This is a genomic window from Paenibacillus sp. TC-CSREp1 (assembly GCF_050171015.1).
GTDB classification, from domain to species: domain Bacteria; phylum Bacillota; class Bacilli; order Paenibacillales; family Paenibacillaceae; genus Paenibacillus; species Paenibacillus silvae.
Map to the genome: position 1 here is coordinate 105,673 of NZ_JBNOKM010000014.1, position 25,858 is coordinate 131,530.

A 25,858-nucleotide genomic window follows, 5' to 3' on the forward strand; every position below is an offset into this window, starting at 1 on the left:
CCCAAACAATAAATCACTATTTCAGATACCAAGAAAGGTTACACCATGATTAACGTTGAACATCTATCTTTTTCTTTTCCGCAAAAAGAGCTTTATAAAAACATTTCATTTACGCTTGAAGAGGGTCAACACTGTGCTTTTATCGGCACAAGCGGTAGTGGCAAAAGTACGCTGATCGAGATTCTGATGGACCCGGACAGACATTTGTTCGAGGGGAAGCTGGAGATCGATCCTGATTGCAAAATCGGATATGTGAGTCAGTTTTCGCAGGTAGATCCCACGAGAGATATGACTGTATTTGAATATATCGGAGAAGAGTTTATCAAGCTTCAGGATGAAATCACAGCGATCTATGCGGAAATGGAATCTGCGTCGGATATGGATTCGCTGCTGGAAAAGGTTCAATCAGCTATGGATGCACTGGATGCCATGGGCGGTGATGATTTTGAAAGTACTATTCATAAACAGCTGAATCTGGCCAATCTCTTGAAGCTGAAGGATGCTAGCATATCCTCCTTAAGCGGCGGGGAATTCAAGCTAATTCAGGTGATGAAGGAAATGCTTCGCAGGCCGGACCTGATGATTATGGACGAACCGGATGTATTTCTGGATTTCGAAAACCTCAATGCACTTAAAAAACTGATCAACTCCCATAAAGGCATGCTGCTGGTCGTTACGCATAACCGCTATCTGTTGAATCATTGTTTCAACAAAATCATCCACCTTGAAAACATGGAACTCCAGGAATTTGACGGACGATATATCGAGTACAATTTCTCCTTGCTTCAGACGAAGATCGAACTGCAAGAAATCGCGGTTGCTGAAGCGGAGGAGATCGAAAGATACGATGGTGTCATCGAAAATCTCAGAGCCATCGCAACGATTAATTCGGAAGCTTCCAGAGGAAGAGCGTTAAAAGCGAGAGTGAAATTTCAAGAAAGATTGGAAGCGCGCAGAATCAAAGCGCCGTTTGTCGATATTAAACAGCCGAATATACGATTTGGTCTGATTCATAAAGTGGAAGACAGCATTGCTATCAAGGTAAATAACTATAGCGTTTCCTTTGATGAGCTGCTTTTGCAAGATGTGAACTTCGAGATCAAATCGACAGATAAGGTGGCCATAATCGGCCCCAATGGTACGGGGAAAACGACGTTGCTCCGGGATATTTTCAAAAACAATCAGCCATCCATTGAAATGAATGACGATATCAACGTGGCTTATTTATCACAGCTTCAAGGCGAAACGCTAAAAGAGTCAAATACGATCCTCCATGAATTTATCGATGCCGGGTTTGAAACATATGATAAGATCAGAGCCTATCTTGTGAACTACGGCTTTGAAGGTGAGATTCTGGATCAAAAGATCCAATCACTGTCCGGCGGCGAAAAAAATATGCTTCAATTGGCTAAAGCTGCTGGGGTGCAAGCTGACCTATTGCTTCTTGACGAACCGACAAGCCATCTGGACATCTATTCGCAGATCGCACTGGAGAGAGCCATCGAAGAATATCAAGGTGCGATTCTCATGGTTTCGCATGATTTCTATTCCGTTGTAAATGGTATGGATTATGTACTCATTATTGAGGACAAGACGATCAGAAAAATGAGTATGCGCAAATTCAGACAGATGATTTACGCAAGTCATTTCAATAAAGACTATCTGCAAAATGAACAAAAGAAAAAGGCCGTTGAAATGCAAATCGAGTTGGCTTTGAAGGATACCGATTTTGAACGCGCAAAAGGCCTGGTTGATGAGCTGGAAGGAATAATCAAGCAGCTATAATCGTAGTAGTTGAGGACTGTACATTTTATTAAAGAACGATGAATTAAGCATATCGCTCCACTCTATAAATCCACCACCCTATGAGGTTGTGGATTTTTGCTTTTTGAGGTCTTTTAGCTATTGCTAAAAGCTATGACCAGTCATGCTTTTTTCATATAACATATAGTCAATTCGATCATGCTATACTCAGGAAACTAAAAGTTAGAAGGAGATTTTTCTATGATACCATTTCGTAATGATCACGTTGGAAGCTTCCTGCGTCCTGCAAACTTAAGTCAGGCACGTGAACAATATAAATCAGGCCACATCACATACGAGGAACTAAAAGCTGTAGAAGATCAAGAGATTATCCGATTGATTGAGAAACAAAAGGAGAACAGTGTATTCGCAATTACGGATGGTGAGTTCCGCAGAAGCTGGTGGCATTTTGATTTTCTGGGCGGTTTGGATGGCGTGGAGCTGTATGAGGAAATTGATGGACCTCAATTCCATAACATGAAGACTCGCAAAGGTGGAATTCGGGTTGTCGGTAAAGTCGATTTCTCTGCACATCCCTTTGTAGAGCATTTTAAATTTTTGAAAAAGCATGCAGGTGATGCCGTCGCAAAACAAACCATTCCAAGTCCGAATATGCTTCTTTATCGATTGGAAAACGGCGCTAATATTTATACGGACCGGGAGCAATTCCTTCAGGATACAGTTGCAGCATATCAAAAAGCTATTCAATCCTTCTATGATGCAGGATGTCGTTACCTGCAATTAGATGATACCGCTTGGGCAGACCTCTTCTCAGAGGCCGGTCATGATAAGCTGCGCGCTAAAGGGTTGGAACCGGCAGTAGAGTTGAAAACGATGCAGCGCATGATTAATGAAACGTTGGCTCATAAACCGGCAGATTTAGTGGTAACGATGCATATTTGTCGGGGGAACTATAAATCCAACTATTTCTCAACCGGTGGTTACGATTACGCTTCGGAAGTTATTTTTGGAGGCTTGAACGTGGATGGCTTATTTTTAGAATTTGACGATGAACGCTCAGGTAGTTTCGAGCCATTAAAATATGTGAATCGAACAGATTTGAAAATCGTGCTTGGTTTAATCACATCGAAAACCGGCGAGTTAGAAGATAAAGAGCAGATTAAAGCCCGGATTGCCGAAGCGGCAACCTATGTACCTCTTGATCAGCTTTGCTTGAGCCCCCAATGCGGCTTTTCATCCACAGAAGAAGGCAATATTTTAACAGAAGAACAACAATGGCGGAAACTTCGGTATGTTAGGGAAATTGCAGAGGAAGTTTGGAATTAACGGAGGGGATTCAAATGACGATTCAAGCAGACCAAGAGACCGTTATCGTTGAAGCCTTCATTAATGGTCAGCATGTAAAATCCCTTTCGCAGGTAGCAAAAGAGAATCCGGCAAATCCAGCTGAAACCGTAGGTTATTTCCCTGTCACGACGAAAGAACAAGCCGCCTCCGCAATTGAAGCGGCAGCAGGGGCTTTTAAAACATGGAAGCAGACCTCGGTTGATGAACGCATTATTCGGATGCGAAAGGCGATAGAGAAAATTAAAGCAGCAGAGAATGAAATTGTGCATTTGCTGTCCAGAGAGCATGGCAAGCCTCTGTATGATGCACATGGTGAAATTTTTGTTTCATTAATGTGGATGGAGTTTGCTTGTAATGAAGCCAATTCAGTTCTGGCGGAAGAGATCCAGGAGCATGACCATGGGAAAACCATTATATCCTATGATCCAATCGGTGTGGTGGCAGCGATTAGTCCATGGAACTACCCTATTGCCTTATCTACGATTAAAATCGCACCTGCCTTGCTTGCGGGCAACACGATTGTGCTCAAACCAAGTCCATATGCACCACTGGCGGCGGCGAAGGTGGCAGAGATCATTGCGAGTGAGTTCCCGGCTGGTGTGATCAATGTCGTTTATGGTGATGCGGATGTGGGTGTTGAACTGACGAGTCATCCGCTTGTGACTAAAATCGCCTTTACAGGCGGAACGGCAACAGCGAAGCATATTATCAAAGCCGCTTCAGAAACGATTAAGGATATGACGCTGGAGCTTGGGGGGAATGATGCGGCGATCTTCCTGGAAAGCTTTGATGTTCATGACGAGCGAGCCATGCGCCGGATTGTCATCTCTAATTTCCTGACAACAGGCCAGATCTGTATGATTGCCAAACGTGTATATGTACACCATTCTATTTATGATGAATTTGTGGAAAAATATATAGAGGCAGCAAATCGCTGGATTCGAATTGGTGATCCATTTGATCCAAACACGACGGTGGGGCCCGTTAATAACCTGAAGCAGAGAGATTACGTGCATGGTTTGGTTGAAGATGCACAGAAGCGCGGAGCCAAGGTCATCCCGCTCGGCCAAATTCTTGATCAGCAGCGGTTTGAGCAAGGTTACTACCTGCAACCTACGCTTGTGTTAGATTGCGATTATAATGATCCGATTGTGGTGGAAGAACAGTTTGGTCCTACCGTTCCGATTCTGCCATATGACAATGAAGAGCAGGTCGTTAAATTACACAATGAAAGCATATATGGATTGACGAGTTCTGTATGGGGAAAAGAAGAGGATGCCATTTTGGTTGCACGTCAACTCGAGGCTGGAACGACAATGATCAATACAGCTGCTGTGCAGGGGCTTGATGTTCGGTTCCCTTTTGGTGGCTTCAAGCAATCGGGTATTGGTCGTGAATACGGTGCGGATGGGATCCGCACGTATACGGAAAAGCATGTGATCAACGTTCCGAAGACGCTGGATCTTCCCTATATACCCGAATAAATTTAATCTCATAGCACACAACTATAGATATCGTACAGGGAATTGAAAATGGTGTGAAATCAAAACTAAATTAGGGTCAACAAGTGCGCTTTGTTTACTGATTGTTAATCAGTAGACAGGGCGTTTTTTGTTATATATGTGATTTGTAACCGTTATTTTAACGCTAAAAATGCAGCACATATCTGATGGAGGCTCAGTACGAATCATGTCTAAAGTGCATATATACTGGTGGTCAGAATTTGGTTAGACCTCTAATTTATAATGGACAGGTATGCCCTACAAATGGAATGTAATTTTTTATCAATTTCCTGTTGTAAGGAGAAGAGCGGGTAGAGGGAGAGAAAAAGTCTCTCGGTTCCGCCAAAAATTTTAGAAATGGAGGAGATTCTCGTATTGAAGCAAAGACGCAATGTAGGTAAACCGTTATTGTCCTTATTTCTGGCAATTATACTTGTTTTGCAGACAGTGACGTTTTCTACTGCTGCATATGCAGAGAGTGGGCCTAACGATACTGAAATGGGAGCGGTTAGCGAGCCCGACTCGTCAATTGTGGACGAACCATCCGAGGAAGTGGTTGGCGAGCCCGACTCACCGAATGTGGACGAGCCGTCCGAGGAAACGGTTAGTGAGCCCGACACGCCGATTGTTGACGAACCGTCCTCAGTATCTAAGGAAGAGCAAGATGTATCAAACAACTCCATCATGATGGAAGCAGTCCCGATGGATAAAACAGCAGTATTTATGGGATCTAATTCATCCTTTCCGCTGGAGTTGAAACAAGGGAATGTGGTTATTGATCTGAATGGTATTATTCAGGGCCGACAACCATTTACGCTCAAATCGGAAGGGCTCAAGGTACCCGTCAATGGGGATGATGCCAATCCAACAAATGCAGATCCTGAGAAATACATTCAAAAGGGTGACTGGATTGAGCTGAAACGGGAAGATCATTTCAAGGAAGTCGTGCTTCCGACAGCTACCAAAACTCTGTTTGCACAGACTGACTCAGGCACCAAACAGTTAGGTACTGCCTATTTTACTCCAAATAGCATTCGAGTTGTCTTTGACGGTGATGATAACTTTTTCAATGGGGTAGGACGAGGTATTACCTTCAGTTTCGAGACGACAGCTGATGCAGATGTGACAGGATTGAATTATGGCGATAACAAGCCTGTCAACATCTTTGGTAGTACATATCAGCTAGAGAATCCAAATGTTACAGCAGAGTACGGTATCACGTTAACCTCGCCTGGGATGATCCGATGGGATCAGTATAGTTATCGCGGCATTCAACCGGCTCAGTTCGTTGAAGGCGCGATTACTTGGCAGTCAACCGTATCTGCGTCGGACCAGTTTGATAAAACGATCAAATTGCCATTAGACGGGAAGACATTTTATACGAATCCCTCAACATATAATACAGGCTTTGGAAATTCACGCGGTATTTATGTGGAGGGGTCCTTCAAAGTTAACGATCAGAACGCAACCCCAGTTGTTGGAGCAGACGGATCGCTGACTTACATTTTCCCTTCGGGAACAGGTCCGGAACCAAAAGTGGAATATAAAACCTGGATTCCTAAGGAATCGTATTATTATGAGTATCGGAATCCACCAAGCAATCTGGGGCGTAGCTACCGAGATATGACTGGTAAAGTGGAACTGAGACAAGACAATAGCATGCTGGTGCAGGCTGGGCTGGAGATGTCCTTTGCTCCCGACTGGATTCAATCCAGTGCCTCATACGATCATGCGAGTGAGACCATTCTTTGGAAAGTCACGGTTAACCAATATAACAAAAAAGGGTTGAAGGACTTTACAATTACCAATGTTTTACCTGCCGGGCTGGACTTTTTATCGGCTGAATGGCAAGAGAATGGCACCGAATCTGGATTAACACCCATTACACCAGATGCAAACGGCGTGTATTCTTTTGGAAATATTAACGGTAAAGTGGATCTATTTATTAAAAGCAAAGTAATAAGTGGTTCCAGTTTCAGAATCGACCCTCGTGCCAATTGGAATCTGGATACATCAGATGGCATACAGAACAACGATGTGAAGGCGGGTACGAGACCCGCAGCTGTAACGGACGAGGCCATCGTTAACATCGGCGCGCATAATTTCACAAAATCAGGTGCTGTTTCTACAGAGGATTATAATCAAGGCAGCATCACGTGGACGGTTAACCTTGCTCCACAATATGCTCTGCCGAATGCGGCAGTATATGATGTCCTCGTACATGGTGGTAATTTGGACGTCTTGGACAACGCCGTAGATGTAACTGATGAAGTGAGTGCAGGAACCATTGCAAAGATCAAAGCAAATGTAACTTCCGCGCAGCTTTGGAAGCAGTATAAGGCAGGAACGCTGAAGACGAGTGTAGCCAATCTGAACATGAAGGTAATCCCTTTAACGGTGGACGGTAAAGTGGTGGCGGATCTGATCAAGGTGACCGGATATACGGAAAATTCCGCATCCTTCAGTTTCCGTGCACTGGAGACTAATCCCGACATCCTTTTTAGACAGGATATCAACGTAGGGAAAACAAGCTCTAATCGCGCTTTGCTCATTGATGGCGAAAGTGTAATACAAGCGCAAAACAGCGCCAATTTACACCTGCGTATGCTGAACAAGGATATGCTCTTTGCATCGAGACCATTGAAGGCAGATGGCACACTTGAAAATGTTAGCCCAAATAACGTTAACAGCTACATTAGAAACGATAGTAATGATGCATGGACGATTTCTGCTTATGACCGGACAACCAAGACAGTCACCTTCCGTCTAGGGGTAAATATGCCTGGATATAACACAGAAGAAATGGCTAAGGACGGCGGTAATCGAGTCATTAGCAATATAAAGTTAGTGGACACATTGCCTGAAGGCTGGGAGTTTGTTCCTTTTTCTGAAGGTAAAGATTATGAGCTTTGGAAAGGATCTTCTGACAATGGTTCAGGTACAGAGTATGGTGTTAGAAACGACGCTAAATCGATCATTGAACCAGGCACTGATGCTCATGTCGTAAGCTCCTTTTCCTATAGTGGAAACGTAGGAACGTTCACTTTTTCTAAATTGGAAAGTCCTTATGTGATCTTGGTGAAGGCAAGGCCTTCTAACGCAGCTTTAGAGGAATATTTGGACGAATACACGACCAATGGCACGGACAAGCAAGTGTTATATAACAAAGCTGACCTCCATATGTCTTGGGGCGGAGTGGAAAAAATTCTCTCCGAACAGCGTAAGATTATCGTACCGATCCAGACTTTGGGCAAGTCGGTAACTAAACCTGTTCCAGGTGTGTTGGAATGGACAGTAAACTATACTCCGCCATTTAACATGAAGCAGGGCGTTTATCTGGAGGATACTCTGGGTGCAGGCATGAACCTGCGTTATGAAGATAACGGAAAGCTTGTGCTGACATCACCTAGTATGGCCGTCTATCCTGCTAAACTAACGGCCAGTGGTACTCTGGAACGAGGTGAAGCTCTTGACCTGAGCGACCCTGATAGCGAAGTTCAAGTAGAGGTTGCACCAGGCGCAGGAAGAACTACGGTTCTGAAATTCAAAATGAATGATCCTAATAAGTTTTACCAATTTGTGTACCAGACAGAAGTTGATCCCTCTACAGCGAAAACTGGAGACAAAATGGGCAACGAGGTAAAACTGGAGGGCGATGACAGCCTGAGTGCTGTCAGTGCCAGAAGCGAAAGTACACTGGACAGCTCAGACGTAGCAGGTAGCTCAAGCTCGAATGCCCTGTTGCCTCTGAGAAAAGTAGATCCGAATGGAAATCCGCTGAAAGACGTAGAATTTACACTCTATAAAAAAGATACTGGAACTACAGTTACCAAAGGGAAAACCGATAGTGGAGGGAAACTTAATCTGCTATTCCCTGACCCAGGCTACTATGAGCTGAAGGAAACGTATATTGACACAAATACTTGGTTGCCTACGACAAGGATTTATCAAGTATACGTAGGAAATACACCGGGGAAACCTCTCTGGGTAGACGGAGTAAAAGTAACCTCGGATCAACCGCTGATTGTGCCTACACCTGCCCAAGGCAAGCTGACCATTACCAATAAGGTAGAAGGCAACGGCAGTGATCCGAACAAAGCATTTGTATACACCGTGACCCTCACGGGCGAAGGTCAGGACCAAGAGTATACGTATAAAAAATCGGATAATACGTCTGGAACGCTCAAAAATGGAGATAAGATCGTCCTCAAGCACGGGGAATCTGTAGTTCTTCCGGCTTTGCCTGCGAATCTGGTCTATACCGTAACCGAGGACGATTATACGACCGTTGATGGCTATACGACTACACCTGATACGAGAGAGCTGTCCGGCTCCATTGTGAACAAAGGTGATCATAAAGCAGACTTCATCAACGAACGAATCGTCAACAAGCTGACCATCAGTAATACGGTCATGGGCAACGGTGGCGATAAGACGAAGGAATTCGAGTACACCATCCACTTTGAGGATACAGGCAAAGATGAAAGTTACTCCTACGTGAAGTCGGATGGTAGTACAGGCACGATCAAGTCTGGCGACACCTTCCGCCTCAAGGACGGAGAGACACTGGATATTTCAGGCCTGCCTAAACATCTGAAATACACCGTTAGCCAAAAAGATTACACAACCGATGAATACATGACTACTCCTGAGGAACGGAATTATTCCGAAGTGATGAAAGGCATGGATGAAGAAGCTCCATTCACGAACGTGCGCGTCTTGAAGGGCGGACTACTCATCAGCAACATAGTGAAGGGCAAAGAGGAAGATAAGAGCAAGCTGTTTAAGTACACCATCACCTTCACAGGCGAGGGATCAGATGAGTCCTACGTCTATGAGAAGTCAGACGGCAGCAAGGGCGTAATCAAGAACGGCGATAGCTTCGAGCTTGCCGATGGCCAGACGCTTGTTGTGCAAGGACTGCCGGCATCTCTCGAGTATACGGTAACCCAGGACGATTATACGAAAGATGGTTATGTGACGGATCCTGAACGTTTTGTTCGCACGGGTGTGATTCCGGAGAAAAAAGTGGCTGAAGCTAAATTTAAAAATACTCGCCCTTATCTGGAAGGGGTACTGCGTGACAACAATACAGGGGAAATCATTCCGAATGCCTCCATCACAGTGACCGATCTGAAGACAGGCGAAGAGCTTCAGATTAAGACGAACGAGAAGGGTGAATATGCGGTCCCAGCCGTAGCTGACACGGACTACACGATCACATATACGAAGGTGTATCGGGTAGGCGGGAAAGATGTACCTGTCAAATTCACACAAAAGGCGAATGTGGACAGCAGTGTGACAGACGAGACCATTCCAGCGGATATTACGGCTGTAGGTATCATTCTGCTCAAACAAATGGACGGAACAACAGAGCTATTTAACAGCTTGCATACCAGCCATATGTATATCTACCTGAAGGGCAGAGACGGTAACTATATTACGGAAAATGGTCGTCCTAAGGCTTTCCCAATGGCTTCGAACGGTACTTTCTCCGTGGAAGGCTTAAGCGAACAGAAATACACAATGGAAGTTCGTTATCAAGTGGAGACGGGTGAGGAGTTGCTCCTCAAAGTGACGCAGCTTGACGTGAAAGCTAACGGAGAGTTGAATATCTCTGAGGAATTAGTCGACCCTTACGGTACGGTCTATGATGAAACTACAGGAAATGCGAGCACGGGCAAGAAAATTGAAGGAGCCAAAGTTACACTGTATTATGCGGATACTCAGCGGAATAGAGATAACGGCCGCATTCCGGGTACAAAAGTAACCCTTCCAGCGGTTCCGAATTTCCCGCCGCACGACAACAAGAGTCCAGAGCAGGATAGCGATGCTAACGGATTCTATGCGTATATGGTGTTTCCAGAAGCGGATTACTATCTGGTCGTAACGAAGGACGGATACGAAACGCACACAAGCGGTACGATTTCTGTAGATTTTGACATTGTCAAATACGATGTACCGATGAAGCCGATCCGTTCGGGTGGTGGCTCCGGCGGCAATAACGGAGGCAATAACGGAGGCAGCAATGGCAACAGTGGAACTGACAACGGTACTCCAGGAACGAACAATGGTACTCCAGGAACGAACAATGGCAACAGTGGAACCGATAATGGTATTCTAGGAATCAACAACGGTACTCCGGGAACGAACAGTGACAACAGTGGAACCGATAATGGCACTCCAGGAACCGACAGCGGTACTCCAGGAACGAACAACGGCAACAGTGGAACCAATAACGGTACCCCAGGAAGCGACAGCGGTACTCCAGGAACGAACAACGGCAACAGTGGAACCAATAACGGTAACCCAGGAACCAACACTGGCAACAGTGGAACAGATAACGGTGACCATGCTACTGATAACGCCAGCAGCGAGTTGGACGATGCTCCGAAAACAGGAGACAACAGTATATCGCCAATGTTCTATATGATTTTGGCACTGATGTCCTTGATCACGATCGCGTTCTGTCTGCTCGGTAACAAGAAGAAAAAGCACATTTAATGACCGGAAAGGCGGTAAGAACATGAGCAAAACTAAAAAAATTCTTATCGCCATTTCCTCCCTTGTGTTGGTATTTTCCCTCATCGCGATTTCGAGAACGCTGCTGCGAGATTATGCTGAGCAACAGAAAATAGATGAGTTGGCAAGCATGTGGGAGGAAGGGTCGAATAAAAACGGAGGGGATGCAATCCCCTCTTTTTTGTTCAATAAGAAGAAGCCAGTCATGCTTCCTGAATTTCGTGCCCTTTACGAGCGGAACTCGGACATTGTGGGCTGGCTGAAGATTAACGGCACTCGAATTGAGTACCCGGTCATGCAAAACCAACAGGATGCGGAGTATTATCTCAATCATGACTTCGATAAGAAGCAAACCCAAGGCGGCCTTCCTTTTTTGGACAAGCATAGCCGGATCAATGGTTCAGATATTTTGCTAATTCACGGACATCATATGAAAAGTGGCTGGATGTTTAAAGATTTAATGAAATACAAGAGCGAAAGCTTTTATAAAGAGCACGCCGCATTTGAGTTCAGCACGCTTTACGGAAAGGAAGAGTATGAGATTGTTGCTGTTATTCTATCCAAAGTGTATCGTAAATCAGATGACGTGTTTAAATACTATCAGATCGAGAATGTAAAGACGTCCGCCGAGTTCGATGCATATGTTCAGAGTATCAAAAAACTCGCTCTTTATGACACAGGTGTAACAGCTCAGTATGGTGATAAACTTGTTGTACTGTCCACATGCGAATATTCGACTGAAAATGGCCGGCTAGCGGTGGTTGCTAGAAAGCGTTAAGGTCGATGCCAAACAAAACACGAAATGAATTAATTTCATCTCGCGTGCTCTCTTTAGAGGACGCGATTTTTTTGTCTCCTGACTTAACGAAGAGCCGGGAATGAGGTTGAACGTAGGTGGATTAAAGACAAGTCTTCTTTATAATGGAGATGAGTGCTGTATACGAATAAAACAAGTGAATATCAGATTCTGGAGAGGGAGTTGTAAAGTGACGATAGAGAATCAAGCGAATATTTTGACGACTAGAGTAGAATCTATTCTTTATTATGCCAAACCTTTCTTAACCAATGAACATAGAGCAGGCTGGATCGGCGGGAATGCACCCGAGTTTTTCGACGACCAATCAGAACTCATCCACGAAGGTAACCAAAAGTATTCTTTTTATCTGAGCTTTAACCACCCCTTCAAACCAGAGTGCATGATTTCGATCTTTATCCCTGAAGACCGTGAAACCTATTTGGAAAATAACATCTATCCTCATTGCCCAATCAAGGTGATTGAACATCCTGTTTCAGTGGAAAGTACGCAGGAATCCTTTACTCACAAGGATCTGATAAAACACTTTATCTCAAACGGAGAACGAAGCAAGGACGAAATATCAATCGAGCAGCCCTTCTTGATTAAGGTGGGTGGTAATCCGAGGCTGATTCAAAATGAAGACTATTATTTCGCAACACTCAAGAAAGAGTCACTATCATTCTTTTTCCAAGTCGAAGAAGATGGTTATCCCGATACATTGATTCGAGAAGATGGAGATTATCCATTTGGTTATGGTTCGCTATATATTTTCGCCACAATGGGTACAGAAATACAACACCCTGTAGCCGGTTTCTGTCAGTTTTCTTAAGCGAAATAGACGAAAATCGCAAGTCATGAAAGGAAGAGTGAACGTAAATGCAGAGAATACCTATAAACGCTACTGACATAACGTTGTCAGTGGCGTTTTTTTATAATCAGATCAGCACGGCAAGGAGACAGGCAATAACAAGATTTAGGGGAATAATGAAGAAGATGAGGAAGGATGATCTGTTGTGAATTTTGCTTCTGTACGCATCATTACTGACAATGTAGAGGGTCTTGTGGAGTTCTATGAGCACGTTCTTGGGGTTTCAGCGGAGCGCCCTGCACCCGTATTTGCACAATTTGTTTTACCATCTTGCACGCTTGCCATCGGGCACACCCAGACCATAGCATTATTTGAAGTGGACGCAGCACATGCAGCCGGATCCACGAATCATCCGGTCATTTTGGAGTTCCACGTTGCCGATATTGAAGCGGAATATGAACGCCTGAACACATATATTCATTATTGGGTGAAGCAACCAACTACCATGCCGTGGGGAAACCGCTCCATGCTGTTTCGTGATCCGGATGGCAACCTGGTGAACTTCTTTGAACCTGTAACCGAAGAAGCGATCCAAAGATTTAATCAGAGCCATTGACACGTAAATATACGCATAAAAATCAGCTCACGTCTTGCTACGGTTTTCAATAAATCAGTAGACAGGGCGTTTTTTGTTCGTTAAGTTGGTCGTAGCAAGTTTCTTCGTTAGATTTAATCCCACAAATCTGTGCACGAAATGTCGGATGTGAACGTTCCGCTCTTGATATTCTATACCTGAAAGGAGGTCATTTGAATGGATTCGCTGGCAAATCTGAATAGAGCCTTACAGTATATTGAAGACCATCTTGAGGAAGACATCGATGTGAGAGAAGCTGCGCGATTAGCCCAGTGTTCGGACTATCATTTCTCAAGGATGTTCTCCTTCCTTGCAGGTATCTCGTTGTCGGAGTATATCCGGAGGAGGCGCCTGACTCTCGCGGCATTCGAGCTTCAGGCCGGTGACTTAAGAATTGTGGATGTGGCAGTGAAATACGGTTATACATCTGCAGACGCCTTTTCCAGAGCCTTTCAGGCATTGCACGGGATAACTCCCTCATCAGTAAGATCTCATGCGCCGTCTTTAGTAGCCTATCCACGAATGACCTTCCAATTGACTATTCAGGGAGGAAATGCAATGAATTATCGTATTGTGGAGAAGGAAGCGTTCAGTATTGCAGGTTTTATGAAAAGAGTACCTATTCAATTTGAGGGTGTAAACCCGGAGATCGCCTCCATGTGGAAAAGCTTGACCAGCGAGGATATCGACCGATTGAAACAGATCTCTAATGTTGAACCACAGGGATTAATCTCTGCTTCGGTTAATTTTTCTGAAGGGCGAATGGAGGAACAGGGAGAACTCGATCACTATATAGGTGCAGCTACATCCAAGGAATGCCCCAAGGATTTTTCCAAATTAGAGGTCCCCGCACTGACATGGGCTGTCTTTGAAGCTGTCGGACCGTTTCCCGAAACGTTACAACAGGTCTGGAGCCGAATCTATTCGGAGTGGTTTCCTTCTGCAAATTACGAAGTGGCGCGGGGGCCCGAAATCTTATGGAATGAAGGCAAGGATGTGTCATCTCCCGAATTCAGGAGTGAGATTTGGATACCCGTTGTTCAAAGATAGAATAATTAAACGATTATCTTAATTGTTTAGTGGCTATGTAAAGTTTAATTAAGGCATTCATTGCCTATTTCCAACTTAATTACAATGTTATCCTTTTCCTATGTCAGATGCGCACCTGATGAATCTTAATTGGGAAAGGAAGAAGAAAAGATGAGTAAGGACAGTATCATTAGATCAACACTTTCAGAAAAGGTGTGTATTACGCCGAATGGATTTAGTGCCGATCAATTGGACATGGAACAGTTTAGAGCCTGCCACGAATTATTCTTTGACAAGATCATGGAAATTCATATATCCGATATCAAGGGAATAGAGGGATACGGTGAGTTTGATGATGGATGCAAAACAGAATACGGGAGCTGTAAGGAATTTCTGGTCGGAACATTTGCAGAGCATAAAGAGGGCTATTGGTACAATTGGAAAGAGATGTTCGAGACAACGGTACTTGATCGTGATTTTTTTGAAACATACTTGCAGGAAATGAAGGACAGAATTCCGTACTGTGAGGGAAAACGTTATTTGGTGTATAACAACACATTCTTCTCTAATATGATTACAGATGGTAAAACGACGGTCGGATTCCCTGACTGGAGCAGATCGGGCATCGGTGATTTCCTTCTCGATTTTGTTATTATGGATTTGAACAAGCCATATTTGCAGATTCCAGAACGGTTATTCGAGTACTGTAAAAAAAGAAACATCGTTATACCAGATTTTCAGGAGAGATTTTTATGTATGGCTTATTATAAAGGTATTGATGTGTTGCGCTGGCATGCATCCATTGATGATACGGAGTCCTGCACGTCCATTATGAAGTCTATCAGTGAACTAAAAGATCGAATTTACGCCTTATAGATGGTGATTGAATGAAATATGAAAATGCCAGCGATATTCTCCCTGAGGAACTATTGAAAGAAATCCAGAAGTATGCAGCAGGCAAACTACTGTATATTCCTTCTGGAGAGGAAAAAAAGGCTTGGGGTGAAGCATCTGGCTACCGGGCCCAACTGAAAAAGCGCAATCGAATGATCCGAAATAAGTACGCTCACGGGCTCACAATATCAGAACTCGCAGACGAGTATTACTTATCCTTGGACTCCATTAAGAAAATCATCTACTCAAAGCATACCGATGCGCACTTAACTTATTCTCCAACAATAGAATCAGCTGTAAGCTATGCCAATACCGGGATGCTTGAAGAATGGATTCAATGCTATTTGCTGCTCACCCGGCAAGTCTCTCCCGATGTGCAGGAGCTCATAGAGGAAGATGATTTATATTTTGGAGTGGTTAAATTTCCATTACGCCTCATTCAGCATGATGAATTTGATAGCGTGGAGAACGTTGCAAGGGAAAGTGATGATGATACATCTATGCCCCCACCACTTCTTATTCAGTATAAGGAAGGGAAGTTTTATTGTACTATGCAGAGGGGCTTGTTGGCTTTGCTGAAACAACGTAAAATAAATGCTTATCCCTCCATCATTGTTTTAAGAAAAAATACCGAGTATAAAAGATTCATGAAATATTTCGGCAATGTACTTATTTTTGTTGATAAAGTTTGATTCGACACATGGGCCATCAAACGTAGTAAACTCGCGTCCTGCTTACGGTTTCCAACAAACCAGTAGACAGGGCGTTTTTTGTTCGTTAAGTTGGTCGTAGACATATACGAGTCATAGCGGCTCGTAAATACACAACGGACAATGATCTGAAGGAGTACATACATGCTAGATATAAACCCTGACTTGTTAGCACAATGTATCGATATTATGGATTTGACGAACGTACTATGCGAACAACCCCGTTTGCAATTGGAGCACACCTCTCTTCTATTGGTGACGGATGGACAAACTACACTATCCATGAATGGGCGGGAAGAGCATATGGTCTATGGCCATGTGATCGTTGTGGAGAAAGGCTCAGTCATCCAGCTGACCGATACATATCATAAGGATTTTTCGGGTTACTTCATAAGCTTTCGGATGTATGATACCCAAACCAATACACCCTGCATGTACAGTGTAAATACACAGGCCGGATATGCAGTGCAGAAAATACCTGAAACCGTCCTGAGCGATACGCGAATCGCACTCCATAAAGCTGCAGCTGCCGATGAGTTAAGTGTAACGATGAAGCAATTTATTTTATACAACCTGCTTAAAGAATTAAAGGAAGAACGGAGACCGGAAGAATTCACACTCGAAGAGAGGCTGGCTCGCACGGTTGTACATATGCAGCAAAAGTATAATCAGTCGATCACCCGAGAAGAGCTTGCGGCGATTGCCGGATACAGCCCCGCATATTATTCCAGACAATTCATGCAGTTATATGGCAAAACTCCGATGGAATATTTGATTCGTTATCGTATTTTCCGTGCGCAAGAAATGCTGTTAACTACAGGTGATTTATCTAAAAATGTAGCCAAAAAAACAGGCTTTGATGATGCCCAGTATTTTAATCGACAGTTCAAGCGGTTCGTGGGCAAAGCGCCCAAACAATTCATGCAATCCATCGCAGATTATCGAATATGCTTTCTCTCGGCAGCACACGCTGAGATTGCCATCGGCTTAGGCATAATTCCCCACGGTGTAACGGTGATACGCTCCTTAACGCCGAAGTATCAGCAAGATATGTTTCAGCAGCATGGTGTTAGCCTGATCGAGATGCCTCAGTATGTTTTCCAACCGGATCGTATTGCGCAGATACAGCCTGATTTAATTATTGGTGAACATTTAACGGAGGAGATGAAACAACATCTGCGCGCTGTAGCTCCCGTAATCACGAATCTGCCCCCAGATCTGAATTCGCTTATTCATTACTTTGGGCAATTGTTGAACAGACAGAAGCAGGCGAGCGAGCTTATTCAAGAGTTAGACGAACAGGTATACGCGCTGAAGGACAAAATCGACAGTCATATCAAGGGTGAATCCACTGTGCTTTATTTGCGAGTAGAAGAGTCGGGTTACCGGTATGTTGGTGAGTCCTCCTGCGATACGGCCATTCTGTTACATAAGGAGCTAGGCTTGCACATACCTGAGACATTTCAGACAAACAAGAGAAGCTTCAACATATGCTCGTTACAACAATTAGCTGAAGCCAATCCTGCGTATTTGTTTGTGGAGAAGCGCATCATGGACTATTACAGTGCAAACCTCAGTCTGGTGAATCTACAGAGCAGTGAGCAGTGGGGTTGTCTGGATGCTGTAACGAACAATCGAGTCTTCTATGTGGATACGGGTCTATGGATTAACAATTGCAGTGTGTTTGGAAAAAGAAAGATTATGCAGCAGATTGAACAAGCCATGTTAGGCAGTTAGGTAAGTCTTTAGATGGCGTAGAGCCGACAGCACAATAATCCACTGTTTAGGACACTTTACACTATAGTAGGTTGTCTCATTATTCCTTATAATTTGATAGTGATAATCATTATCATTATCATTGAAAATCAAAGAAAAGGGGTTATAGTTGTAATGAGAACAATCGGAAGAACATTGCTTTATATTGTTTTAACATTAACGGTAGTTGCTTTAACAGCGTGCTCCAATACCAACACCACTCAAGAGAGTGGAACGGAAGCCAGTGTGACAGAAACAAAAGGGGAGCCGACAACACGTGTGGTCAAAGATACTTTCGGTGAGGTCACGATTCCCGCAGAGCCTAAAAATATGCTGGTTCTCAGTCCCAGTTATGCTGAAAACATGATCGAAATCGGTGTTATCCCGAATGTAGTTACGCTTGTTAAAGAGATAGAGCCTGAATATCGTCCGAAGCTGTTCAACGAACATCAGGTGAAAATGATTCAAGTAGAACAGTACGAGGATAACTTTGAACTACTCATCGAGGAGTCACCCGATCTCATTATCGCGCAGGGTGCAGCCATTGATGCCAAAAAGTATGAGGCGCTAAGCAAGATTGCGCCCACAGTTGCGGTTGATGCGGGTGTAACGATTGAAGAATATGTTCCTGCACTGGGTAAGCTTTTTGGAAAAGAGAAAGAAGCGGAGCTTGCGCTCCAGAAATACAGTGACAAGATCGAAGACACAAAACAAAAACTTCACAATTCTATCGGTGATGCCAAAATTCTCGTCATTCGTGTAGAACAGAAGCAATATCGCGTGCTTGGCCAGGAAAAGGACAGCCCTGGAAGCGATATGTTATACCATAAGCTAGGACTGAACATACCAACCAAACTGAAGGATAATCATGACTGGTTCACACCAATCTCCCTGGAAGTGCTGCCTGAGCTGGATGCGGATTATATTTTCGTGGAACAACGTCAGATGCAAAATTACAGCAGTGAGCAGTCTATGAAGGATCTGGAGAGCAGTCCGCTTTGGCAGGGGATGGATGCCGTGAAAAAAGGACATGTGTACCCGCTCAAAACGGCTGATTTTGTAGTAGGTGAAGGTCTGAACGGATACCCGTTGTTCATGGATTATCTCGTAGAAAAGTTGGTGAAATAGATGAAGCGTGATATCTATGACGTTATCATTATTGGCGGCGGCCCTGCGGGCATGTATGCGGCATTCTATAGCGGAATGCGCGAGATGCGGACGAAAATAATCGAAGCAAAGCATGAGCTTGGTGGATTTATGCGAACGTATCCGGAGAAGATGGTTTGGGATGTTGGCGGGATTGAGCCTGTACGATGCGAAAGCATTATTCACTCCTTGATCACACAGGCCACAACCTTTGATCCGACAATCGTATATGGGCAAGAAGTGGTAGGCATGGATAAAGGGGATGACGGTATATTTACTCTTACGGCGAACACGGGAGAGAAGCATTATACCAAAACCATTATTCTTGCAACCGGGAGGGGCATTACGCGCATTCAGAAATTAACCGTGGAAGGTGCGGATCGCTATGAACTGAGCAACCTTCATTACACGGTTACAAGCTTGAATCGGTTCAAGGATAAGCGTGTGCTTATATCTGGTGGAGGCGATTCAGCAGTAGATTGGGCTATTGAAATTGCCGATCTGGCCAAGGAAGTATATGTCGTTCACAGACGCGATGACTTTAGTGCGTTTGAATCCTCGGTAACCCGCATGAAATCGGTGGCAACCACTTATGTTCCCTATGTCGTTACCCGCCTGCACGGTCAGGATAATCAAATTGATTATGTCACACTGCAGCATGTGGATTCCCAGACCGAGGTGAGGCTTGATGTGGATGAAGTGCTCGTCAACCATGGGTTTGAGCGTAATTTTGGCGGGGCCATTCTGAATTGGGGATTAGCTTCGGAAGAGTGGGGCATTACGGTTACACCTCAGATGTGTACGAGCATTCCAGGCATCTTTGGAGCGGGGGATATCGTTACGAATGAGGGTAAAATCAGATTGATCGCAGGCGCGTTTAATGATGCAGTCCATGCGGTAAACAGTGCCAAGCTGTACATTGATCCTACTGAATCCAAGATGGCGGGTGTTTCCTCTCACAACGACCGTTTCGCGGAGAAAAACGAGGATTTACGCCAAAAAAACAAGAGCACCAACGGTAATGCAGTTCAATAAGAGAGGTTAAATCTCATCATGTCGTCTAAAATAAAGAAAGCCGAATGTTCCCTTGGCGGGGGCATTCGGCTTTTTTGCCTTCCGGTGGCGCTTAATTGCTTTTAAGCTGCAAGCTTTTGCGATAAGAGCGTGGTGTTATGCCAGTTTCTCGTTTGAACATGTTGCAGAACTGGGCATCATTCACAAAACCAGACTCGGCGGAGACGTCGGAGATGGACATCTGTGTGCTGGCTAACAGATGCTTGGAGTAGTCCAGGCGTTTGATCAGCATATAGCGGGAAGGGGAGGCCCCATATTTCTCCTTGAACAGATGCCGGAAGCGGTCGTAGCTGTAGCCCGACATGTCCGCCAGCGTTTCAATAGAGAGCCGCTGTGTAAAATGCTCGTTCATATAAGCAAGCACATGCTGGAGCCGATCTCCGGAGAACAGCGGATACATACTGTTACCGCCCCGATGCAGCAGGTGAAGCAGCATATGATGCAGACGGTCGTTCAGGTAATCCTGTGCACCCTCACCACGTCTTGTATATTCGGTGTTCAGCTGCAGCATGTAGTTGTGGATGCTGTGCTCCCGGTCATCCTGATGCATACCCTGAAGCTCTCCAATCTCGGACAGATCGGTCTGAAAGCCAACAAAAAGCACCTCCGCATCCCCGCGGTGATCCTCATCATGCTGCTGATGGGGAGAGATGAGCGCATACGTACCAGCCTGAAAATGGTAGCTGTGCTCTCCAATCATGGACGTTCCATTTCCCTTAAAATAGTAGATCAGCTCATAACATTCATGGTGATGAGGGATGATATGCGTGAACCTGGCATGTTCGGCTCTGACAACATATAGAACTTGATCCATTATTGCTTTCCCCCTAATTTCGACATTTAGCCGAATCGTACAAAAAAGTGACCGAAATCAGATAAATATCAACGCTGAATTTTGTTATGATCATACTCATAAACGAATGTTAAACGAAATTAAACGTTTATACGTTCGGTTATTGCGATAAAGAAAACGCATTACAATTCAAAATCAGGTTGTGAAGTTCCCTATTTATTAAAGCTAGGCTGTAAGCACTACAGATTATCAATGATTTTAACAACAAACAGGGGTGTGAGTAAAGAAGATGAAAAAGAATGCATTCGTAATTTGTATGGTCGCCATGTTACTGCTTCTGTCTGCATGTGGTAGTACGAAAGGAACAACAGGAGAAGCGGGTACAGCCGGTTCAGGCGGCGAACAGACTGATCAACTGAAGGTTGTGCTGTTGATTCCAGGTACCTTGGGCGATAAATCTTTCTTTGACGCTGCCAATCATGGACTGGAGATGGTCAAGTCGGAGCTTGGTGCCCAGACAAAGGTCATTGAGATGGGTACAGACAAAACAAAGTGGGAGCCAACGTTTAACGATATTGCTGCCGAGGACTGGAACATTGTTATATCTGGCGGCTCGGAGATTACAGAGATGTTCAATGCGACTGCTGAGCAGTACCCTGACAAAACGTTCATTAACTATGATACCGATATCGAAGAAGCTCCAGCCAATGTTTATAATATGTCCTATTCTACCAACGAAGTATCCTTCCTGGCAGGTGCTGTTGCCGCACTTGCTACCCAATCGGACATGCCTAATGCAAATAAGGACAACGTTATCGGTTTTCTGGGGGGCATGGACATTCCGGGCATCAACGCTTTCCTCGTAGGTTACATTGAAGGTGCAAAATACGTAGATCCTGAAATCAAGGTTGCGGTATCCTATGCGGGTGATTTCGTCAATCCGGCCAAAGGTAAAGAGCTTTCGCTTATTCAATATAACTCGGGAGTCGACGTGATCTTCAACGTAGCAGGGGGTACAGGACTGGGTATCTTTGATGCCGCGAAGGAAAAATCCAGATATGCCATCGGTGTAGACTCTGACCAGGCTGCCCTGTTGAAAGATACAGACCCTGAAAAAGCCAACCTGATCCTTACTTCCGCGATTAAAAAGATTGACACAGCCATTCTCGAAGCAGTAACCAAGGCTAAGGATGGCAAGCTGGAGACAGGAAAACGTCAGGTAATGGGCTTTGTCGAGAACGGAGTAGGCATTGCAGAGAATGACATCTATAAGAGTGTATTCCCTGCTGATCTGCAGGCTAAAGTTGAAGAGATCAAGAAGAAGCTTGAAAACAAAGAGATTAACGTATCCAATGCAATGGGTATGGAGACGTCCGAGATTGAAGCGATTCGTAATAGTGTGAAGCCATAAGCTTTCCATTTTCATAAATGAGAGATATTTGACATTAATGCTGTACAGCCGGGAGATGTAGTGATGCAATATGCTGCATTCTCCGCTGTACATTTTTTGTGCAAACTGCCAGTAGAGAGGAGTTGTCTGTCCATGTCCGGCGCGCTGTTGGAAATGCGTAATATTACAAAGGTATACCCCAATGGGGTGGTCGCTAACCAAAATGTACAGTTCTCCTTGCAGGAGGGAGAGATTCATGCCATCGCGGGAGAGAACGGTGCGGGCAAATCTACGCTGATGAAGATGATGTTTGGCATGGAGGAGCCGAGTGAAGGCGAGATTTTGTTAAAAGGAAAACAGATCAAGCTGGGCAATCCGCAAGAAGCGATTGCGCTCGGAATTGGTATGGTGCATCAGCACTTTATGCTCGTTCCCTCCTTCACCGTTGCCGAGAATATGGTGCTTGGCATGGAGCCAAGACGTGGAGTGGGTATTCATTATGCGGAAGCGGTTCGCATGACAGAGGAAACGGCCCGCAAGTATAACCTGAGCGTTAATCCCCGTGCCAAGGTAGAGGATTTAAGCGTTGGCATGAAGCAGAAGGTCGAGATTCTGAAGGCGCTATTGCGCGGTGCAGAGATACTCATTCTGGATGAACCTACGGCTGTGCTGACTCCACAGGAGACGGAGGAGCTGTTCCGGGAACTGAAGCTGCTCAAGCAGAAGGGTCATACGATTGTTTTTATATCGCACAAGCTGAAGGAAGTGAAGGAAATCTGCGATCGCATTACCATTTTGCGGGGCGGACGCACAGAAGGTGTATTCAACATTGCAGATGTGTCGGAGCAGGAAATTTCAAGGCTGATGGTTGGACGGGATGTTGTGCTCAAGTATGACAAAACGCAGAACAATTATGGAGAGCCTGTCCTGTCGGTACAACAGCTGGGCGCAGTCGATGCGGAAGGCAAGTCCCTGCTGTCGAATATCAGCTTCAACGTTCGTGCAGGTGAAATCGTCGGAATTGCGGGTGTAGAGGGCAACGGGCAAAGTCAGCTTGTGGAAGCACTGACCGGGGGTCTGAACAGTCGTTTGGCGGGCGGTAAGGTCGAGGTAAATGGCAGAGATATTCAGGCTCTAGGTATCCGTGAGATTCGCGGTCTTGGTGTTTCTTATATTCCTGAGGATCGGATGCGGCAGGGTGCGGCTGGTGAGGCAAGCATTGCGGACAATCTGATCTCCACCCAGTATCGATCCAAGTCGCTCAATAGAGGGCCGCTGCTGCGTATGTCATCCATTCAGAAGCTTGCGAGCTCCCTGATCGAGGAATTCAAGGTTCGGTGCTCCGGCCCGTCACAGCCCATAGGCATGTTATCTGGTGGCAATATGCAGAAGGTGGTCGTTGCACGTGAATGCTCTACCGGGCCGTTACTGCTCATTGCAGAACAACCTACGCGCGGGGTAGATATTGGAGCAGCACAGTTTATACATCAGAAGCTGCTGGAGCTGCGGGATGCAGGCTGTGCAATCGTGCTTGTCTCCGCAGACTTGAATGAGATTCTGGAGATGAGTGACACACTGCTCGTGCTGTATGAAGGCGAAATTGCAGCACGGCTGGACTCACCTTCCAGCGTTAGTGAAGAGGAGTTGGGCCTTTACATGCTTGGTATTCGCCGTCAGCAGGAGCAGTATGAGGAGGAGGCATCCCCATGATGCGATTAAAGTATTTCGAAGTATACCGTACGGCAGCCGTTATTCTTATATCGCTCGCCATTGCATTTATTATTATTTCGCTCGTCAGCAGCCAGCCTGTGGAGACGATTCGTATTTTCCTGTTTGAGCCGCTGTCAACGTTAAGCCGTATGGGCAACGTGGTGGAAATGGCGATACCGCTTATGTTTACAGGATTATCGGTGTCCCTTCTGTTTAAAACCAACATGTTTAACCTGGGTGCTGAAGGAATCTTCTACATTTCTGGTATCGTGGCAGCAGTGCTGGCGATCCATCTAAGCATGAATGGAATCATGCATCCGATCGTGGCCATCGGGGCAGGGTCAATTGTTGGTGCACTTCTCTCCGCGATTCCGGGTTATCTGAAAGCCAAGTGGAATGCCAATGAGCTCGTTACCTCATTGATGTTCAACAGCATCTTTTTTGGCATTGGTCTGTACCTGCTCAATTATCATCTGAGAGATGCCAAGGCGTTCTCCAATGTGTCCTATAAATTTGCCGAGACTGCACAGCTCGCGAAAATACTGCCGGGAACACGTCTGCATACTGGACTCATTATCGTACTGGTATTGATTGTTGCTGCTCATTATTTTATGTATCACACCAAATGGGGATATGAGCTGCGAATGACAGGAGCCAACCGTGATTTTGCAGGTTACTCCGGCATGAAGACAGCGAAGGTTATCATTCTGGTGCATCTGATCGCAGGATTTATCGCGGGTATGGGTGGCTCGGTCGAGGTGCTGGGCATGTATAATCGCTTCCAATGGACCGCACTGCCGGGCTATGGACTGGACGGTGCTCTGGTTGCCATGCTGGCGAAGAACAATCCGTTATCCGTGATCGGAGCAGCGCTCTTCCTGGCCTACATCCGTATCGGGGCCGATCTGATGGCACGTCTGTCCGATGTGCCGTCAGAGATGATATCGATTATTCAAGCGGTCATCATTTTGCTGATCTCTGCGGAGCAATTCCTGAAATTCTGGAAGAATCGCATGCTGCTGAAGGAGGCCAAGCTCCATGAATAGCCTGCTGAACGTTATTTTAACGACTGACTTTGCATTCTCCGTACTGCGGGTAACGACACCAATCCTGTTTGCGGCATTAGGTGCCTTGATCTCCAATCGGGCAGGGATCATCAACATCGGTATGGAGGGCATTATGCTGGTATCCGCACTGGCGGGGGTTATTGTCAGCTCATACACGGCTAATGCCTGGATCGGACTGCTTGGTGCAGTATTATCGGGTACGGCGATTGCGGGGATGCTTGCTTTTTTCACATTAAAATTCAAAACCCATATTATTCTCGGTGGTGTGGCGATCAATATGTTCGCATCAGGCGGAACGGTATTTCTGCTGTACCTGCTGAGTGGTGACAAAGGATCATCGACGTCATTGCCGAGCAAGGTGCTGCCAAGCATAGATATTCCGCTGCTGCAGGACATCCCGGTGCTTGGTCCGATCCTGTCGGGACATCATATTTTGACCTATGTATCCATACTGGCTGTCATTGCTGTGTATTACCTGTTAAAACGCACACCGCTCGGATTGCAGATTCGCTCAGTCGGTGAGAATCCGCACGCAGCACAATCCGTTGGTGTCAGTGTTGTGAAAATCCAGTACTCCGCGCTGCTGCTGAGTGGATTTTTTGCCAGCCTGGGCGGGGCATACATGTCGATGGGATATCTGTCTCTATTCACCAGAGATATGATCGCGGGGCGAGGCTGGATTGCGATCGCAGCGGAGTCTATGGGACGCAGTACAACGGTAGGCACAGCCTTGACCTCACTGCTCTTCGGGGGAGCAGAGGCACTGGCCAATGCACTGCAGGTGCTTAAAATTCCCGCGGAGCTTATCGGTACACTGCCATATGCAGCTACTGTTGTCGGCCTGATCGTATATGCGATTGCCGAGACACGCAAAAAACGGCGCAAGCTTGCCCAAAAAACGAACTGAGGAGAGACTT

The 25,858-nt window shown here is 45.4% G+C and carries 17 protein-coding genes and 1 pseudogene; 17 read left to right on the forward strand and 1 reads right to left on the reverse strand.

Annotated features, from left to right (window positions below):
• The first annotated feature begins 45 nt into the window (after positions 1–45).
• The 13 genes and pseudogenes from ACQSGY_RS21440 (at position 46) to ACQSGY_RS21500 (ending at position 19,942) form a co-directional block, all read left to right on the forward strand.
• Positions 46–1,785: an ABC-F family ATP-binding cassette domain-containing protein gene (locus tag ACQSGY_RS21440; RefSeq protein WP_427180542.1), complete on the forward strand. Its 1,740-nt coding sequence runs from the start codon at positions 46–48 to the stop codon at positions 1,783–1,785.
• 219 nt (positions 1,786–2,004) lie between these two features.
• A complete protein-coding gene (locus tag ACQSGY_RS21445) occupies positions 2,005–3,090 on the forward strand; it encodes a 5-methyltetrahydropteroyltriglutamate--homocysteine S-methyltransferase (protein WP_427180543.1) in 1,086 nt (361 codons plus the stop codon).
• Between the two features lie 14 nt (positions 3,091–3,104).
• Positions 3,105–4,595: an aldehyde dehydrogenase family protein gene (locus ACQSGY_RS21450; protein ID WP_427180545.1), complete on the forward strand. Its 1,491-nt coding sequence runs from the start codon at positions 3,105–3,107 to the stop codon at positions 4,593–4,595.
• 393 nt (positions 4,596–4,988) lie between these two features.
• Positions 4,989–11,117 carry a DUF7601 domain-containing protein gene (locus ACQSGY_RS21455; RefSeq protein ID WP_427180547.1) on the forward strand — a complete coding sequence of 2,043 codons (6,129 nt, stop codon included), beginning with the start codon at positions 4,989–4,991 and terminating at the stop codon, positions 11,115–11,117.
• Positions 11,118–11,139: 22 nt separating this feature from the next.
• Complete coding sequence (locus ACQSGY_RS21460) at positions 11,140–11,913, forward strand: class B sortase (protein ID WP_427180549.1); 774 nt, start codon at positions 11,140–11,142, stop codon at positions 11,911–11,913.
• A 208-nt stretch (positions 11,914–12,121) separates the two neighbouring features.
• Entirely contained in the window at positions 12,122–12,760 is a 639-nt protein-coding gene (locus tag ACQSGY_RS21465; RefSeq protein WP_427180550.1) for a hypothetical protein, read from the forward strand.
• Between the two features lie 184 nt (positions 12,761–12,944).
• Positions 12,945–13,355, forward strand: coding sequence for a VOC family protein (locus tag ACQSGY_RS21470; RefSeq protein WP_427180552.1), 411 nt, complete (start codon positions 12,945–12,947; stop codon positions 13,353–13,355).
• A gap of 195 nt (positions 13,356–13,550) precedes the next feature.
• Positions 13,551–14,423, forward strand: coding sequence for an AraC family transcriptional regulator (locus ACQSGY_RS21475; protein WP_427180554.1), 873 nt, complete (start codon positions 13,551–13,553; stop codon positions 14,421–14,423).
• Between the two features lie 129 nt (positions 14,424–14,552).
• A complete protein-coding gene (locus tag ACQSGY_RS21480) occupies positions 14,553–15,278 on the forward strand; it encodes a hypothetical protein (protein WP_427180556.1) in 726 nt (241 codons plus the stop codon).
• An 11-nt stretch (positions 15,279–15,289) separates the two neighbouring features.
• A pseudogene (locus tag ACQSGY_RS21485) lies at positions 15,290–15,547 on the forward strand (CD3324 family protein); the annotation flags it as partial.
• 603 nt (positions 15,548–16,150) lie between these two features.
• A complete protein-coding gene (locus ACQSGY_RS21490; protein WP_427180558.1) occupies positions 16,151–17,743 on the forward strand; it encodes a helix-turn-helix domain-containing protein in 1,593 nt (530 codons plus the stop codon).
• A gap of 153 nt (positions 17,744–17,896) precedes the next feature.
• The gene (locus ACQSGY_RS21495) at positions 17,897–18,889 is read left to right on the forward strand and encodes an ABC transporter substrate-binding protein (protein WP_427180560.1); all 993 of its coding nucleotides are present in this window, start codon (positions 17,897–17,899) and stop codon (positions 18,887–18,889) included.
• Positions 18,890–19,942, forward strand: a complete 1,053-nt coding sequence (locus ACQSGY_RS21500) for an NAD(P)/FAD-dependent oxidoreductase (protein WP_427180562.1) — start codon at positions 18,890–18,892, stop codon at positions 19,940–19,942.
• Between the two features lie 91 nt (positions 19,943–20,033).
• On the opposite strand, the gene ACQSGY_RS21505 is transcribed toward ACQSGY_RS21500, so the two are convergent.
• Positions 20,034–20,795, reverse strand: coding sequence for a helix-turn-helix domain-containing protein (locus tag ACQSGY_RS21505; protein WP_427180564.1), 762 nt, complete (start codon positions 20,793–20,795; stop codon positions 20,034–20,036).
• Between the two features lie 295 nt (positions 20,796–21,090).
• Between ACQSGY_RS21505 and ACQSGY_RS21510 the strand changes: the two genes are divergently transcribed.
• The 4 genes from ACQSGY_RS21510 to ACQSGY_RS21525 all read left to right on the forward strand — a co-directional run bounded on the left by ACQSGY_RS21510 (position 21,091) and on the right by ACQSGY_RS21525 (position 25,848).
• Positions 21,091–22,185, forward strand: a complete 1,095-nt coding sequence (locus ACQSGY_RS21510; protein ID WP_427180565.1) for a BMP family ABC transporter substrate-binding protein — start codon at positions 21,091–21,093, stop codon at positions 22,183–22,185.
• A 132-nt stretch (positions 22,186–22,317) separates the two neighbouring features.
• Positions 22,318–23,874 (forward strand): ABC transporter ATP-binding protein, encoded by a 1,557-nt coding sequence (locus ACQSGY_RS21515; protein WP_427180567.1) that lies wholly within the window; start codon positions 22,318–22,320, stop codon positions 23,872–23,874.
• Positions 23,871–24,920 carry an ABC transporter permease gene (locus ACQSGY_RS21520; protein WP_110896961.1) on the forward strand — a complete coding sequence of 350 codons (1,050 nt, stop codon included), beginning with the start codon at positions 23,871–23,873 and terminating at the stop codon, positions 24,918–24,920. Before ACQSGY_RS21515 ends, ACQSGY_RS21520 begins: the two co-directional genes overlap by 4 nt.
• Positions 24,913–25,848, forward strand: coding sequence for an ABC transporter permease (locus ACQSGY_RS21525; protein WP_289376327.1), 936 nt, complete (start codon positions 24,913–24,915; stop codon positions 25,846–25,848). The genes ACQSGY_RS21520 and ACQSGY_RS21525 overlap by 8 nt, the downstream gene beginning before the upstream one ends.
• Positions 25,849–25,858: the final 10 nt, after the last annotated feature.